The sequence below is a fragment of the Candidatus Chloroploca asiatica genome (assembly GCF_002532075.1).
In the GTDB taxonomy this organism is placed as follows: domain Bacteria; phylum Chloroflexota; class Chloroflexia; order Chloroflexales; family Chloroflexaceae; genus Chloroploca; species Chloroploca asiatica.
Map to the genome: position 1 here is coordinate 19,460 of NZ_LYXE01000085.1, position 15,946 is coordinate 35,405.

General features: G+C 58.7%; 15 protein-coding genes. 8 read left to right on the plus strand and 7 right to left on the minus strand.

Annotated features, from left to right (window positions below; all coding sequences use genetic code 11):
- Positions 1-144 precede the first annotated feature (144 nt).
- Both A9Q02_RS10035 and A9Q02_RS10040 read left to right on the plus strand, forming a co-directional pair.
- The gene (locus A9Q02_RS10035) at positions 145-2,244 is read left to right on the plus strand and encodes an immune inhibitor A domain-containing protein (RefSeq protein WP_097652511.1); all 2,100 of its coding nucleotides are present in this window, start codon (positions 145-147) and stop codon (positions 2,242-2,244) included.
- 42 nt (positions 2,245-2,286) lie between these two features.
- Positions 2,287-3,153, plus strand: a complete 867-nt coding sequence (locus tag A9Q02_RS10040; protein WP_097652512.1) for a hypothetical protein — start codon at positions 2,287-2,289, stop codon at positions 3,151-3,153.
- Between the two features lie 3 nt (positions 3,154-3,156).
- Here the strand turns inward: A9Q02_RS10040 and A9Q02_RS10045 are convergent, their stop codons facing one another.
- The 4 genes from A9Q02_RS10045 to A9Q02_RS10060 form a co-directional block, all read right to left on the minus strand.
- A complete protein-coding gene (locus tag A9Q02_RS10045; protein WP_097652513.1) occupies positions 3,157-3,414 on the minus strand; it encodes an acyl-CoA carboxylase epsilon subunit in 258 nt (85 codons plus the stop codon).
- Between the two features lie 15 nt (positions 3,415-3,429).
- On the minus strand, positions 3,430-4,194 hold the full coding sequence (locus A9Q02_RS10050) for a type 1 glutamine amidotransferase (protein WP_097652514.1): 765 nt from the start codon (positions 4,192-4,194) through the stop codon (positions 3,430-3,432).
- Between the two features lie 218 nt (positions 4,195-4,412).
- Positions 4,413-5,687 (minus strand): glutamate-5-semialdehyde dehydrogenase, encoded by a 1,275-nt coding sequence (locus A9Q02_RS10055; protein ID WP_097652516.1) that lies wholly within the window; start codon positions 5,685-5,687, stop codon positions 4,413-4,415.
- Positions 5,688-5,701: 14 nt separating this feature from the next.
- Positions 5,702-6,046, minus strand: a complete 345-nt coding sequence (locus A9Q02_RS10060; RefSeq protein WP_097652517.1) for a hypothetical protein — start codon at positions 6,044-6,046, stop codon at positions 5,702-5,704.
- A 202-nt stretch (positions 6,047-6,248) separates the two neighbouring features.
- Between A9Q02_RS10060 and A9Q02_RS10065 the strand changes: the two genes are divergently transcribed.
- Positions 6,249-7,577, plus strand: a complete 1,329-nt coding sequence (locus tag A9Q02_RS10065) for an amidohydrolase family protein (RefSeq protein ID WP_097652518.1) — start codon at positions 6,249-6,251, stop codon at positions 7,575-7,577.
- A 213-nt stretch (positions 7,578-7,790) separates the two neighbouring features.
- Here the strand turns inward: A9Q02_RS10065 and A9Q02_RS10070 are convergent, their stop codons facing one another.
- The gene (locus A9Q02_RS10070; protein WP_097652520.1) at positions 7,791-8,657 is read right to left on the minus strand and encodes a class I SAM-dependent methyltransferase; all 867 of its coding nucleotides are present in this window, start codon (positions 8,655-8,657) and stop codon (positions 7,791-7,793) included.
- Between the two features lie 264 nt (positions 8,658-8,921).
- Here A9Q02_RS10070 and A9Q02_RS10075 point away from each other — a divergent pair, with 264 nt between their 5' ends.
- The 3 genes from A9Q02_RS10075 to rimO are packed head-to-tail and all read left to right on the plus strand — an operon-like array spanning position 8,922 to position 11,716.
- The gene (locus A9Q02_RS10075) at positions 8,922-9,803 is read left to right on the plus strand and encodes a helix-turn-helix domain-containing protein (RefSeq protein ID WP_097652521.1); all 882 of its coding nucleotides are present in this window, start codon (positions 8,922-8,924) and stop codon (positions 9,801-9,803) included.
- Positions 9,804-9,827: 24 nt separating this feature from the next.
- Positions 9,828-10,325: a YajQ family cyclic di-GMP-binding protein gene (locus tag A9Q02_RS10080; protein ID WP_097652523.1), complete on the plus strand. Its 498-nt coding sequence runs from the start codon at positions 9,828-9,830 to the stop codon at positions 10,323-10,325.
- 14 nt (positions 10,326-10,339) lie between these two features.
- On the plus strand, positions 10,340-11,716 hold the full coding sequence (rimO, locus tag A9Q02_RS10085; protein WP_097652524.1) for a 30S ribosomal protein S12 methylthiotransferase RimO: 1,377 nt from the start codon (positions 10,340-10,342) through the stop codon (positions 11,714-11,716).
- A 99-nt stretch (positions 11,717-11,815) separates the two neighbouring features.
- Here rimO and A9Q02_RS10090 read toward each other — a convergent pair whose 3' ends face one another.
- On the minus strand, positions 11,816-12,235 hold the full coding sequence (locus A9Q02_RS10090) for a BlaI/MecI/CopY family transcriptional regulator (protein WP_097652525.1): 420 nt from the start codon (positions 12,233-12,235) through the stop codon (positions 11,816-11,818).
- Positions 12,236-12,527: 292 nt separating this feature from the next.
- Here A9Q02_RS10090 and A9Q02_RS10095 point away from each other — a divergent pair, with 292 nt between their 5' ends.
- Together A9Q02_RS10095 and A9Q02_RS10100 are read left to right on the plus strand one after the other, a co-directional pair.
- Entirely contained in the window at positions 12,528-13,556 is a 1,029-nt protein-coding gene (locus tag A9Q02_RS10095; protein WP_097652527.1) for a polyprenyl synthetase family protein, read from the plus strand.
- Positions 13,557-13,759: 203 nt separating this feature from the next.
- Complete coding sequence (locus A9Q02_RS10100) at positions 13,760-14,920, plus strand: glycosyltransferase family 4 protein (RefSeq protein ID WP_097652528.1); 1,161 nt, start codon at positions 13,760-13,762, stop codon at positions 14,918-14,920.
- Here the strand turns inward: A9Q02_RS10100 and A9Q02_RS10105 are convergent.
- Positions 14,905-15,864 carry a CPBP family intramembrane glutamic endopeptidase gene (locus A9Q02_RS10105; RefSeq protein WP_097652529.1) on the minus strand — a complete coding sequence of 320 codons (960 nt, stop codon included), beginning with the start codon at positions 15,862-15,864 and terminating at the stop codon, positions 14,905-14,907. The two genes, A9Q02_RS10100 and A9Q02_RS10105, sit on opposite strands and share 16 nt — an antisense overlap.
- Between the last annotated feature and the right edge of the window lie 82 nt (positions 15,865-15,946).

Here is a 15,946-nt window from a genome sequence, read left to right on the forward strand (position 1 = left end):
ATTTTTAGGGCTGATGACCATTCGGCAACGCCCAGTTTTTGGTTCGTTGTGGCGGCGAAGCCGCCACAACGAACCAAAAACGCTCATCACCGCTAGAGCCGCACGAAGTTGCATCCAGGTAGTAGATAGCGCTACAATAAGGCTATGAAGAAACGTCTGTTTTGGCTGCCGCTTGCGCTGGTTCTGCTCGTTGCCTGCGGATTTGCTGGTGATCGCGTTGCAACCAGCCCCGATCCGACAAGCCTTGCCGGTACGCCGATAGCAACGGAAGCGCCTTTCGTTGGGGCAACGCTGACGTTGGGGCCAACGGAAGGCACCGCTTCAGCGCCGACTGCTGCTGCGCTGCCTTCCGCTGAACCCTCGTCAACCGCTGGGCCCGTTGTACCAACGCCCGCCTCGTCGCTCCCCGCGAAAGACGCTGATCGCGATCCCATTGCTCTCATTGAGGCGTCGCCGCGACGGTTGCGTGATCAGATCGAGCTTGCGCTTGCGCTGGGGGCGTGCCGTGCAACGCTTGATGCCTGCCCGCAGGTTGCCCGGACGTCACCGCTTGAGGTTGAGGTTGGACAGGTTGAGCCTTTTTTTGTCACCGATCTCCGCGATAATACGCATCTTTCGCTTGACGCCGAGTTGCGGTATGTCGGGCCGGTGCTCTTGATGTATGTCGAGACCGGTCTGCCCTATGTCCAAGAAGATCTCGAGCGAGCCGCACGGGCCTTTGAAGAAGAGATCTATCCACGTACCCGTGAAATTTTTGGTTCAGAGCTTCAACCAGGGGTCGATGGTGATCTGCGTATTACGATCCTCAATGCGCGTGACCCGAGTGGACGGGTGCTTGGCTACTATTCTTCGCAAGATTCGTTGCCACGGAAGATCAATCGGTTTAGCAATGAACGCGAGATGTTCTTTATGAATCTTGCGTTGATGCCGTTTGATGATCCCAATTATTTGACGGTGCTGGCCCACGAGTTTCAGCATATGATCCATCAACACGAGCAACCTGGCAGTGCGACCTGGTTTAACGAGGGTGCTTCGCAACTTGCCGAGGATCTGAATGGCTTTGTTGATGCCGGTTTTATTCCACTCTATCTCTACAATACCGATACGCAGTTGACGGCGTGGCGGGTGAGCCCTGGTGCATCAGGGGCGCACTATGGGGCCGCCCATCTCTGGATGCGCTATATCTATGCCCAGTATGCCGGCGAAGCTCAGATCCGCCCACTGGTGCAGGCGAATGCGGGCAACAATCTGCAGGCCTTCGTTGATCTGGCGAACGAGACGCGCCCGGGGTATACCAGTTTCGGCGAAATCGTGGCCGATTGGGCCGTCGCGAATCTAATTGACGATCCGACCGTCGGTGATGGTCGTTATACCTACGCGACCGGCCACGAGTTGCCCGATCTGTTGCCTTCACGTACCCAGATCACGACGATCAAGAGCCGTTTTGCGATGACGCTGGCCCAGTTCGGGGCTGCGTACCTCTTTGTGCCCCCTGGAAGCACGAGCCTCACCTTCGATGGCGCGACGACCATCCCCCTGACCGCAGTTTCGATCCCCGGGCAGTATGCCTGGTGGAGTGGCCGCAGTGATGATTCAGTCGCGACGCTTACCCGTGCGTTTGATCTGCGCGATCTGACCCGCGCGACCCTCCGGTTTACGACCTGGTACGAAATCGAGCATGATTACGACTATGCTTTTGTGACGGTTTCTACTGATGATGGGCGTACCTGGGAGACATTGCCAGGACGGTTGACGACAACCGATGATCCGCAGGGGCTCAACTATGGGCATGGGATCACGGGTATCAGTGGTCAGCCAGGGTTTCGTCTGGAAGAGGGCATGCGTGGGCGCTGGGTTGAAGAGACGATGGATTTGACGCCGTATGTGGGGCAGTCGATATTGCTGCGTTTCTGGCAGATCAACGATCAAGGCTTCAATGCCCCGGGAATGTTGCTCGATAATCTGCAGATTCCTGAACTGGGTTTCTTTGATCCGGTCGATGCTGGGCCGAGTTCCTGGCAGGCCGAGGGTTTTGTGCGGGTGGCGGGTGAGTTGCCGCAGCTGTGGCAATTGCGGCTGGTGCGGAAGTTGACTGACGGGACGTATCGGGTAGAGAACCTTGCCGTTGATCAGAATGGCTCAGTGGCAACGTCACTTCATCCTGAAGAAGAGATCGTGCTTGTTGTTGTGCCAACAACGCCGCATACGACCGAGCGGGCGAGTTACCAGGTGATCGTCGAGTAATGACACTATCGCGCACAGAGCGATAATGAAGGAGCGGGATCGATGTCTTCCTGGCCCAGAATTCCTCAATCGGCCCTCGGCCCGCTCGCCCTTGGCTCGCTCTTGATTCTCCTGGCCGCCCTTTTTGCCGGTGGACGGACAACCACTCGCTTTGCCCCCAACTCGGCGGTGCAACTCCCGGCGGGTGTTGAACGTCCGATACCACCAGGCGCAACGCCAACGCCATGGCCACTTAGTGGCACCTATACCGGTCAGATGGGGATGCTCAGGCTTGCCGTTGCCGAGGGTTTGCTTGACCCTCAAGCGCAAGAGAACCTCGTCACGGATCTGGATCAGGCGCTGGCCTATGTTGTGCAGCGCACCGCGATGGCCCCGCACAGTCCGCTTGACGTCTATGTGGGGCTCGAACCAGGCTGTGGGCTCCACGGCATTGCGTATACCGATGTGCGCCGGGTGCAAGTCTTTACGTGCCCGACGCTCCCACTCAACCGTGCCGTGAATATTCTGGCGCACGAGTTTGTGCATCAACTCTGCCATGACCGTTATGGCGACCGTCACTTGCAGGCCGATCTGGTCTTAGCCGAGGGCATTGCGACCTGGGGCGCTGGGCGCTATTGGCTTGGCGACGCGCCCCATTTTCGTGCCTTTGTTGCGCCGTGGCTCCGTCGGGGCGAAGAACTGCCGCTTGGCCTCAGCTATGTCGGGTTGCCGATCAGCGATATGAACAAGCTCTACTACCAGTGGGCGAGCTTTGTTGAATATCTGATCGAGACCTACGGGCGTGAGGCGTTTGATGCGCTCTATGTGACGGGCCAGGGGCGACCTGGCTCAGCCGATTATGTTGGGATCTATGGGCGCAATTTTGACGAGCTTGAAGCCGCGTGGAAGGCGTGGGTCTTGCAAGGGTGATGCCTATTGCCCAACAATGCCTGTGCTGGCACGCTCGGCCCGCCGAAGGCGCTCGATGGTATGCCAGCGCGGCACCGTGGGCACCCGGGTAGGCCGTAGGCCCTGGGTAATCAGGCGTGCGCCAACGACCCACCCCGGCATCGTCGGCTCACCTGGCTGCGTTAGCGCTGCCGCCTCGCTTTCAAGCACGGCTGCAACCACCGCCAGTGCTGCTGCGACCTCTTCCTCATCGATTGTTCCACCGGTCACGATTGTGTGCATGGGTTTTTCCTTCAACTACGAGCGCCGAAAAAGTCTGCGCGGCAGCAGACGCTTGAGCATCGTCTGTTGCGCATGCATTTCGAGCCGGGCCTCTAATGGCGGTAGTTTCGCCTCAGAGCCATAGCGTCGCTGCAGGGCCAGTCGGATCAAATGATCGGTCAGTTGCGGATTTTTGGGCAGAAGCGAGCCGTGGAGATAACAGCCGTAGGTATTGCGATAGACCGAGCCGCCCACTCCGTCTTCGCCGTTATCACCGTGACCCACCACGACCCGCCCGAGCGAACGTACGCCAGGGCCGTGATAGGTACGGCCACTGTGGTTCTCAAAGCCAACCAGGTGCACGGGCGGGCCATGGCCAAAGGTTGCTTCGACAACGACATTGCCAATGAGGCGTTGTTTGCCGCCAACGGTATGCAGATCGAGGATCCCGAGCCCGGGGAGTCGTTCGCCGGTGTGGGTCAAAAAGTAGTTCCCGAGCAACTGATAGCCCCCACAGATTGCCAGTAAAACCAGATCCGCTTCGATCGCAGCACAGAAGCCTACCCGCTGGCGTTCAAAGAGATCCTGCACAATCAGCGCCTGGCCGCTATCTTGACCGCCACCAAAAAACGCTAGATCGAAGGACGACCAATCAACCGCATCGCCTGGCTCGATCGGCGTCACATCAAGCGCAATGCCGCGCCATGCGCAGCGTTGCACCAGCGCAATGACATTGCCCCGGTCGCCGTAGATCGACATATGTGATGGATAACAATGGGCTAAATGCAAGCAATAAGTCATCGTATCATCCAGAGCAAGCTCGTGCTTATGAAGAAATCAGGGCGTGCCGGCTGATGAGTTTTAAGAATGACATCAGGGAGTGCCGACTTCAGTCGGCTTCCGGCTCAGCCGACTGAAGTCGGCACTACCACAGACCCGATGTACGATTGAATATTCATCAGCCGGCTGAAGCCGGCACTCCCTTCGGGAGCATATTAGAAAACGTCGTTGATCGACCATCAATCACGGCTCAGGTAGTCACCTGAACCGACCCACTTAAAGGTCGTCAACGCCTCAAGCCCCATCGGCCCACGCCAGTGCAACTTCTGGGTCGAAACTGCCACCTCGGCCCCGAGGCCAAACTGACCTCCATCATTAAAACGGGTACTCGCATTGACAAAAACCGCCCCGGCGTCAACCTCGTCGGTAAAGCGTTTTGCCATTACTGCGTCCTCGGTCAGGATCGCTTCGGTATGGCCTGAACTATAGGTATGGATATGTTGAAGAGCCGCATCGATGTCCTCAACAACCTTGATCGACAGGATCAGATCGACGAACTCGGTTCCAAAATCACCCGGTTCAGCCGCGACGAGCGACCATGATGCGGCATCAGGATGGGGCGTCAGGATCGCCAGGCTTGCCGGATCGCAGCGCAACTCAACGCCATCAGCGCAGAGCGCCGCAGCTACACGGGGCAACAATGCCGGGGCGATCGAGCGCTGCACCAGCAGCGTATCGAGCGCATTGCAGACACTCGGGCGTTGCACCTTGGCATTGTGGATCAGCGGCACCGCCCGTTCAAGATCGGCGCTGGCCTCGACAAAGAGATGCACCACCCCGATACCCCCGGTGATGACCGGCACGGTCGCGTTTTCCAGGCAGAAACGGTGGAGCCCCGCCCCGCCCCGCGGAATGATCATGTCTACATAACGATCGAGGCGTAACAGAGCACGCACCAGGTCGCGATCAGGATCAGTCAGGCTCTGCACGGCTGCGGTAGGCAACCCAACCCGTTCAAGAGCCCCGCTGATCACCGCAGTCAGCGCCGCGACGCTGCGGGCAATATCGCTGCCGCCACGCATAATCGTCGCATTGCCAGTCTTGAGGCAGATCGCCGCAATATCAACCGTCACATTCGGGCGGGCCTCATAGATCACCCCGATCACCCCGAAAGGGACACGCTGCTTGCCGAGCGTGAGCCCGTTCGTCAAGTGCTGTTCATCATAGCGCCGCCCAACCGGATCAGGTAACGCTGCCAGGCGACGCGTATCTTCGGCAATCGCGGTGAGGCGGGCGGGGGTCAACAGCATGCGATCAAGCAACGCCGCGCTTGTCCCGGCCGCACGGGCAGCGGTAAGATCAGCGGCATTGGCCGCCAGAATGGGCTCGTGGGCGTCCTGAAGGGCATCGGCAATGACCAGCAGCGCCTCATTTTTGGCTGCGGTGCTCAGCAAGCCCAGGTGTCGCGCCGCCTGGCGTGCCTCTTGACCGATCAACTCAAGCTCTAGCTTCATAGCGCTTTCACCTACTATTCACCACGTTCTTTCTGCTCGCGCCGTTCACGCTCGGCGAGGGTTGAGGCGCGCACCTGGCGAAATTGTTCATCAAGCTCGCCCCCGCGATACGCAAAGACCAGCGCCAGCACACTGCCCGCCAGCAACGCAAAGCCAGCCAGGCCCAGCAACGTATAAAGCCATGTCGCGCCAAACTGCATTGCCACCAAGGCATTCATCACGGCAATGGTGCCAATGCCTCCTGCCCCAAGCCCAAACGCAAGCCGCCGCCGCGAACCAGGCATTGCTCGCCCGGCTTGTTTGAGCAACAAAAACATCAGCGCAACCGTCAAAAGCAGTCGCAACACTTCACTATTCATCAGCTTCCTCCTCCTCTTCGGAGTCGTGAATATTGTAACATAGACTGCCTCGGGCTGCGGATTGCGGGCCGCAGGCCCCAGTTCCCCGCTTCGCTCGCACACAAATCAGCTATGCTGATTTGTGTGCGAGCCATCCACTTGCCCCTTTGCCGATTCTGTTCTACAATCCAGTATCATTGTTTGAGAGGAAGCAGCAAGGTTCATGTACGATCTTCTGGTGATCAATGCCGACATTCTTCAAATTGAGGGGCCTTCCGCCAGTTTTTTGCCCCGGCATGCGCTGGCAATCACTGATGGTCGTATCGCCGCCATTGCGCCTACCATTAGCCCCGGGCTCGCCCGTGAGGTGCTCGATGCCCAGGGCAAACTCGCCATCCCCGGCCTGATCAATGCCCATGCCCATACCGCGATGAGCCTGCTGCGCGGGGTCGCCGAAGATGTGGCCGTTGAGTCCTGGTTTAACGACTATATCTGGCCGATGGAGATGAACCTGTCGGCGGAGGATGTCTATTGGGGGAGCCTCCTTGGGTTTGCCGAGATGATCGAGGCCGGCGTGACCTGTGTGGCTGATCACTATTTTGCGATGGACGAAGTCGCGCGCGCCGTTGACGTAGCGGGCATGCGGGCCTATCTTGCGCAGGTCTTTTTTAGTGGGCCACAAGAGAACGACCAGTTGGCGACCAGTGTGGCCTTTGCTGAGCGCTGGCAAGGATCGGCTGCGGGGCGCATCACGACGGGCCTCGGGCCACATTCGCCCTATACCTGTACGCCATCCCTGCTGCAACGTACCGCTGAAGTGGCTCGCCAGCACGGGCTTGGGGTTCACCTGCACTTGGCTGAGACGGCTGACCAAGTAGCGCAGAGCTTGGCGCATCACGGCAAGACGCCGGTGGCGCTGGTGCGCGATGTGGGCCTCTTTGAGGTGCCTACGTTAGCGGCGCACCTGGCGCATCCCACCCAGGAAGATCTGGCGATCCTGGCGGCCGCTGATGTGCGGGTGGTCAGTACCCCCAAGACTGAACTCAAGATGGCGCTTGGGGTCACGCCGGTGGTGCAGATGCGTCAGCTTGGCCTGACTGTCGGGCTTGGCAGTGATGGGGCCGCGAGTAACAATAGCTATGATTTGTTGGAAGCCGCCCGCTTGATCGCCCTGCTTGAGAAACATACGCGTCGGGATGCCCATATTCTGCCCCTTGGCGAAGCCCTTGCCCTCGCGACCCGTGAAGGTGCCCGCGCACTTGGCCTTGCTGGGGTGACGGGCGAATTGCGCGTCGGGTACCAGGCCGACGTAGTCTTGATTGGGCACGATGCACCGCATCTGCAACCGATGCACAACCCGGTTGCTACGTTGCTCTACAGCGCACGTGCGACCGATGTTGACACCGTCATTGTCGCCGGGCGCATCTTGATGCAGGGCCGCCAGTTGCTCACCATTGACCGCCAGCGTGTGATCGATGAAGTTCGTCAGCGAGCGGGCCATATGGTTATCCGTCGGGCCAATACGCAGGTTGCCCGCTACCCAACCGAATAAAGGCCTGGCTTAGGCACAATACTTTTCAAATAAGCTCACGCGAAGACGCGAAGACGCGAAGGTTTAAGCTCACCTACGCAAAAACCTTTGCGCCTTTGCGCCTTTGCGTCAAAACAGCCGCCTTATTTGCAAGGTATTGGGCTGAGACAAGGTTCGTAGGCACCTGGCAGTGTGCGGCCTACGGAGTGGGAGTGCCGACTTTACTGCGCGTGGCTACCGTGATGTCGGTGTCCACCAGATCACGGCGGCGTGGCTCGGGCCGTGGCGTGGGGCCAGCGCACCCTCGGGGGTCGTCACGAGCAAGTCGGCGATCGCCTCGCGAAGCATGGCTTCCCGTTGCGGATCTGGCCCGAGGCGCAGACGTACCTGCAATTCTTCGCGCGCTTCTTCAACCCCGGCAAAACGGAACGGTCGCACCGCCGAAACGAGTTCAAGGTTGGCGGGTAGCCCAAGTTGGTGACAGACAGCGAGCGTTTCGAGCGCAGCCGGCAACGGCAACCGCGGCTCGCCATGCACCCGTTCCCAGAAGGGGGCCAGCACTGCCGTGGGATGTTTCAGCCCAAGAAAGAGCACACAGAGACGGGTCGCTGCTGCATCAAGGGCGGCAAGAAACGGGCCAATCTCGCGCACACCATAGACCACGTGGGCCGAGAGCACTACCTCAGCCTGGATCGGCTCGCGCAACGGCCAGTTTTCAGGGCAGACCTGCACGTTCGTGACCTGTTCGCGGGCAAGCGTCAATTCAAGTTCCGTCCGCATCGCGGGTGACGGTTCAACTGCAATCACCTCGGCTACGTGCTGCGCGAGGAACGGCACATAGCGCCCCGTCCCTGCCCCGACATCAAGTACGCGGTCAGTTGGCCGCAGGCGTGGGGCCAGCAGTTGCATAAAGGCATCAGGTTGTTCGATGCGGCGACTCGTTGCTGCGAACCGTTCGGCGCGGCCAGTCCAACAATCATTCTGACGGCGAAAGGCTGGATCGGTGGCCGCCTCGCCCTGGGCGCGTTCGGCATCATACATCTCGCGCCATCGTGCGAGCCAATCGATGCCGCCGGTGTTGATGCTTGTGAAAGGGTTCATTGTTCTCTACCTTCGGTTACTATAAACCACTTGCTGATGCTGGTGCAAACGACCAACGAAATTGGTCGTTTGCACCAGCATCAGCGCGATTCCTAGCAACTCAGTATGTCAGGGGGCTATACCTGGCATGGTATAATAGAATTGCTTTGGCCGCCACTTCTCAACACCTCTTCCTAGCCTAGTCTGGCCTATTCTCCTTTGCTGCCACGTTTATACAGGTAGGTACATGCTCGTACATAGTCGCCTTGCATCGTGAGGATACAGATGAGTGAACTCGGGGCGCGGTTTCGCCAGGCCCGTGAGGGTCAAGGGCTTTCGTTGGCCCAGGCGTCAATGGATACAAGGATTTTGCAGCAGTCGCTACTTGCCCTTGAAGAAGGTGCTTTCCAGCGCTTACCTGGCGATGTGACAATCCGCGGCTTTATCCGTAATTATGCGCAGTATCTCGGGTTGGTTCCCGATGAGATGATTGAACTCTATCGCCACGAGCGTGGGGTTACTGATCCGATACGGGTCTTGCCTCTGGCCAAGCCACCACGGAAGCGCTCATACGTGTTGCCAAGTTTCTTTGGGGTCTTTTTTGTGACGGTAGCACTGATCGGGCTGAGCTATATTGCCTTGAATGCGGTGGGACGCATTGGTGATCGCGCCACGGTTGCTCAGGTTGAGCCAGTGGTGGTTTCGACGCCTTCGCCGCTCCCCGTGATGCCCACGGTGGCGCTGCCAACTTCGCCGCCTGCTCCTCCGGTGATGATCATCCCACCGGTTGCAGGGGGCGCTGCAGCTGACCCCGATGAACCACGTCCTGCGCCAACAGCCGTTCCACCTGTCTCCAGGCCAGGTGGCGCTGGGGTGTCTTCCCCGGAAACGCCGACACCGACGTCTTCGGCGCCAATTGCGCTTGAAGTGGTTGTTCCAAGCGTCCGTGGCAATGAGAATTCGTGGGTGCGGGTGCAGACTGATGGCAATGTCGCGTTTGAAGGCATTATGCGCGCTGGCGAGCGCTTGAGTTTTACGGCACAGCGCCGTGTGCTTGTGCGGGCGGGCAATCCGCCTGATGTGCTGGTGACGGTCAATGGTCTGCAACAGGGTCCACTTGGGCAGGTCACCGGTCAACCGGTCAACTGGGCTTGGCCGTCGAATTAAGCTGTGATTTTATAAGGTAGAGGTATGGCTGCAGAAAATAGCTTTGATGTTGTCTCTGATTTTGATCACCAGGAACTGGTCAATGCGGTCGATCAGGCGCTCCGCGAGATCAATACGCGCTATGATCTCAAGGACACGCGTACGACGCTTGAGTTGAGCAAGACTGATCTGGCGATCACGACCGATAATGAACTGAGCCTGCGAAGTGTGCGTGATATTCTTGAGACGAAAATGCTGCGTCGTCAGTTGTCCCTCAAGATTCTCGACTATGGCAAGATGCAGGATGTCAGTGGGGGAAGGGTCGCGCAGACGGCGACATTGCGCAAGGGGATCAATAGCGAGCTTGCGAAGAAGCTTGCCAAAATGATCCGTGATGCGTTTCCCAAGGTTCAACCACGCATTCAGGGCGAGATCCTGCGCGTTACGTCGAAAAGCCGTGATGAGCTGCAGGCGATTATGCAGTTCCTCCGTGAAGCCCAGGATACGATTGAGGTTCCCCTCCAGTTTACTAACTATCGCTAGAGCAAAGACATACTGTGAAATACCATCTTGTTACCCTGGGTTGTCCCAAGAATGCAGTTGATAGCGAGGGGATGGACGGTCTGCTCACTGAGGCGGGTCATACGCAGGCAACCACGGCGGATGAAGCCGATGTGATTATTGTCAATACGTGTAGCTTCATTGCTGCGGCGCGTGAAGAGACGCTCGGGGTGCTGCGTGAACTCGCCAGTGGCAAGCGTGAAGGTCAGCAGTTGATTGCGGCGGGTTGTATGGCCCAGTCGCACGGTGAGTTGGTGGCGGCAGTGCCAGGGGTCGATCAGACGCTTTCGACCCAGCAGTGGATGCAGATTGCCGATCTAGTTGGGGGCACGACCCCGCGTACAACGAAACAGGGTCAGGCTATCCCGGTGCTCAGTCTGCAACCTGCTCCTGCGCCAGTGGCCGAGGCACCACCCTTGCCGGGCTACGCTGATTGGCGCACGACTCAGATCCGGCGTACGCGTAGCACACCTTCCGCCTACCTCAAGATCTCTGATGGCTGCAATTTGCGGTGCGCCTTCTGTACCATCCCGAGTTTCAAGGGTGATATGGCCTCGAAACCGGTCGGGGCTGTGCTCGCCGAAGCGCGTGAACTGGTGCAGCATGGTGTGCGTGAATTAGTGCTGGTGGCGCAGCATTTGACTGATTATGGCCGTGATCTTGGCCTGCGCGATGGCCTCGCGCTTTTGCTCGAGGAACTTTGTCAGGTGGTGCCTGAAACGACCTGGATCCGGCTGATGTATGCCTATCCGCACGGGATTTCCGAGCGCCTCATTCGGGTGATGGCTGACCACCCACAGATTGTCAAATACCTTGACATGCCACTTCAGCATGCCCATCCTGCGACGCTGCGCCGGATGCGACGCCCCCCCGATACCGAACGTACGATGGCGTTGTTGACGACGATGCGGGCCGCGATGCCCGATTTGGCGCTGCGCTCGACCTTTATTGTCGGGTTTCCTGGTGAGACCCCTGAAGAGTTTCGGGCGTTGCTCATGTTCCTCGAAACGATGCAACTTGACCGCGTTGGGGCGTTTCGTTATTCGCAAGAGCCGGGAACCCATGCCGCGACGCTGCCTGATCAGGTGCGCCCGCAGGTGATCGAGCGACGCTGGCATACGCTGATGCAGTTGCAACAGGGTATTTCGCAGCAGCGCATGACCCGCTGGGTCGGTCGCACACTTCCCGTCTTGATTGAAGGGCATGGCACGGGCGATGACGAGCGTCCCCTTGCGGTAGGACGTTCGTTCCGCGATGCGCCTGAAGTTGATGGTCAGGTTTTTGTGTGGGGTAACCCGCCAGTTGGCGAGTTCGTTCGGGTTCAGGTCACGCAAGCAACGGCATACGATCTGTGGGGTGAGGTAGCGGGGTAAGCTTCTGTACAGCAAACCCGTCCTTTGCTGGCAACACACGCCAGCCGAACTGGCATGTGTTGCTAGCAAAGAAGTGAGGGTGGACAGCGCAGACGGGGTTCAGATATTGGTACGTGCTCTGATAGTCTGGTGCAGGCGCTCGAGTTCGGCAGGATTGTTGCGCGCAAGATAGTCAACCATATAATCAATGGCGGTATCGCTATACTCGTCCATCAGGCCATCGAGCACCTGATGGACGACCATTTGTACAAAATCATCTTCGGTAATAGCGGGCGAATAGACATAGGCCAGCCCTTCACGATGACGGTTGAGCACCCCTTTTTCAGCGAGGCGGCTCATCGTGGTCATCACCGTTGTATAGGCAATCTCACGGTTCTGTGATAAGCTTCGGTGAACATGCTTGACAGTACTACGGTCTTCTTGCCAGACAATTTGCATAATGTCAGTTTCAAGTGGGCCGAGGACTTTGACCAGACCATCTTTGGCTGGGCTGAAACGAAAGCGCATATTCAGTGGCATGAACGCAATCCTTTCCCTAGAGCAAAATTTGTGGCTCAAGGCTGGTTATCTTGGGGTCAACATTCGCTTGTTTGATCTCGTTGGCCCGTGCTCCTACCGCCTTACATATGATGCAGTGTACTAGTCGCGCTCTGCGCAGACAATGCAAATGCATTACGCCCACATTACAGTCACCCATCATCTTTGTCGCGGTCGTTATGAGCTATCCAATGCGTTAGAATGCGGTATCTACTAGTGTTACTCGTACTATAGAAAACGGTAGCCTGTAAGGGCTTTAGCTGAGAGAAACCTGATGCAACCTGATACACGAGGAGCCATTCAGGCGGCCATGCGTGCCGTCTTTCCATCGGTCGAGGCCCGGCTAGCACGGTTTTATCAGATGCAGGAGTATCACCTTGGTTGGCGCGATGAGCATCTGGCCCTCACCGAGTCTGATCCTGGCAAGCTGATCCGTCCTCACCTTGTTTTGCTGGCATGCCAGGCGGCGGGTGGTGATCCGGCGCAGGCGTTGCCGCTGGCGGCCGGGATTCAGTTGCTGCACGACTTTACGCTGATCCACGATGATATCGAGGACGACAGTGCGACTCGGCGTGGCCGTCCCACGCTCTGGTCGTTGTGGGGGCTCGCCCAGGGTATCAATGCCGGCGATGGGATGTTTGTCCTGGCGCACCTGGCAATCCATGGTCTGACCGCGACCGGGGTGCCCCCCGAACGTGTGCTTGCGATCTTGCATCGCTTTGATGAAGTTATTTTGCAGATCTGCGAAGGTCAGTTTCTTGATCTGAGCTTCGAGGGTGATCTGAGCATTGATCCCGAGGCGTATTTGATGATGATTGCACGCAAGACAGCGATTTTAATTGCTGGCGCGTGTGAACTCGGGGCGATGGTGGCTGGAGCTTCGCCTACGACGGTCGCGGCACTGCATGATTTTGGGCGGAGCGTCGGCCTCGCCTTCCAGATCGAGGATGATATCCTGGGGATCTGGGGGGCACCAGCGTTGACTGGCAAGCCGCCTGCGGCGGATCTGGTCAGGAAAAAGGTCAGTCTGCCGGTCGTGTATGCGCTGGCGCATAGCCCGCACCGCGACGAACTGGCTCGGATCTATCGTGGTGAAACGATGGACGACGCTGCGGTTGCGCAGGCGCTGGCGATGCTTGATGGGGTTGATGCGCGAGCCTTTTGCGCGGCGCAGGCCCGTGACCATCATGCTGCTGCCTTTGCGGCCCTCGCGCAGATCGAACCAGCCGCAGGAACACCCGCCGAGATCGCTCATGCCCATTTGCGTGCCCTTGCCGAGGGCTTGATCGGACGCCAGGCATGAATAGCCTCTCAACGACGTTGTCTGATGATTTGACGCAAAGGCGCAAAGGGTATTGAGACCGCATCTGGACGCCAAGCGTGCGACGGATTGGCTTTGCCAGAGGCAGATAAGAAAACGTAGTTCACCGACTAAGGAAGGCGCGTCGTAGGCGACGCCGTTGAGCGTGGTTGTTGAATGAATGGCACATTGAGAGGACGATAGGTATGCAGGCGCGCAGCATTCTCTTGTTGACTGGCGAGTATCCACCGGTACCGGGGGGCGTTGGTGATTATACCCGGTGCCTTGCGCAGGCCCTTGAGGCCCGTGGCTATACGGTCACGGTGCTTACCATTGAAGGAGGCTTCCTCGTGCTCTATCGGGGCGGAGAGGGCCATCAGCGTGAAGTCTTGACGGCGGCGGGAACAGGGCTCGACTGGTCGATCCGCTGTTGGCCTGCCCTCATTGCGACGCTTGATGTTCTACGTCCCGACTGGTTGCACATTCAGTATCAGACGGGGGCCTATGGGATGCAAGCCGGGATCAACCTGTTGCCCTGGCGTCTGCGAGGTTTGCGCCCCCGGTTGCGCGTCGCGGTCACCTTTCACGATCTCTTGCGCCCCTATCTGCTGCCCAAAGCTGGCCCGTTGCGTGATTGGGTTCATCACCGGCTCGCGACTGATGCCGACGCGGTTCTTGCCACCACCAGTGCCGATGCACAGGCGCTGGCCCGCTATCGGGCCGTGCATGTTCCAATTGGCTCGAATATCGCAGTTGCTCCGCCGCCGGAGTTCCTGCGTGAAGAGTGGCGTGCGATGTTGGGCATCAGGCCCGATGAATTTGTCGTCGCCTTTTTTGGGTTGCTCTCGCCCAGCAAAGGAGCGCATCTGCTCCTCGATGCACTGGAAGGGTTTGACCTTCCCTGGCGCTTGATCATGATCGGCGGTGCGGCGACGACTCCTCAGGATGTGACCTATGCTTCGACGCTCCGCATCCGGGTGAGCCAGAAAGAGTTTGCGCGGCGAACCATTCTCACCGGTCATGTCAGCAACGAGTTTGTCTCGGCGCACCTGTTGAGTGCTGATTGCATGGCGCTGCCTTTTGCCGATGGGGCTTCGTTCCGCCGGGGGAGCTTGCTGGCGGCGTTGGCGCATGCGTGCCCTGTCATTACGACGACGCCAACCGACGCAGCGACGGCAACCCTGCTGCGCGAAGCAGTGCTCTTTGTTCCGCCTGGCGATGCGCCGGCGCTCGCTGACGCTTTGCGTCGCCTGGCGAGCGATGCACCCTTACAGGCCAGCCTGGCTGCGGCCGGGCGGCAACTGGCAACCAGTTTCGATTGGTCGACCATTGCCGCCCAGCACGAAGCGATCTACGCGGCGGCCTGAGCCGTCGTGGGGGCCGGTTCTGCGGCCATAAGCGCCTCATCCGGCGCATGGCGTACCGGGAGTTGTCGGGTCAGGATCAACAACCCGATGAAGAGCAGGGGGATGATCCAGCCGGTGACCCCGGTGACGCCAACGAGGGCGGTATCAAAGGTCGTGCCTTCAGCGTGCAGCAAAAAGACAATGCCAGCCGCCCCGTTCAGCGCACCGTGGCCAATCACCGCAGGCCAGACGCTCCCGGTTGCTAGGCGGGTCCAGCCGAGCAGAATGCCCCAGACCGTGGTCATCACGACCATCATGAGCCAGCCGGTGGCGAGATGATCAGGGTAGTTGTAGCCAAGCAGGATCACCGGGGCATGCCAGAGCCCCCAGATCACCCCGCTGATCAACAGGGCAGGCCACTGGCCGAGGGGCAAGAGTTGGGGGAGCAGATAGCCGCGCCAGCCCCACTCTTCGCCAAAGGTGAAGAGCCCATTGAGGATCGGCGCAATCAATACGGTCGCCAGCTGGATCAGCACGATCGTCTGCACCGACATGCCTGCGGGTAGCCCGCCGGCCTGCTCGGCATTCGTCGCAAACCCAGACAACTCGCGCAGATCGAGTTGATAGACGCCAAAGAGCGCCGCAACAAAGGGGCTGGCAAAGACCATCAGGGTAATGCCAACCCACGCAAAGAGCCAGTACCAGCCCCAGCGATAGCCTTTGCCTAGGCGCAAACCGGTGGCAGTGCGTATACCTTGAGGGGGGCGACTGATCCACCTGGTGACAACGAAGGTCGCAAGGGCCGGCGTGAACATTAGGAGCGGGAGAAGCAGCCCGACAAGTGGATGCTGCAAGCCCTGCCCACTCAACCAGAGTGGGCTAACCACGAGCCAGCCGAGGCCGTTGGCGAGGAGAAGAAAGCTCACGATCCCTTTCAAATCAAGCGGGTATTTTGCGGTTTGCATGAGGTATGGTATCCCTTCACTTTCAGTTCATACTAGATGTATGATAGACCATACAGACAATCAATGGCATCAGTCCTACGCA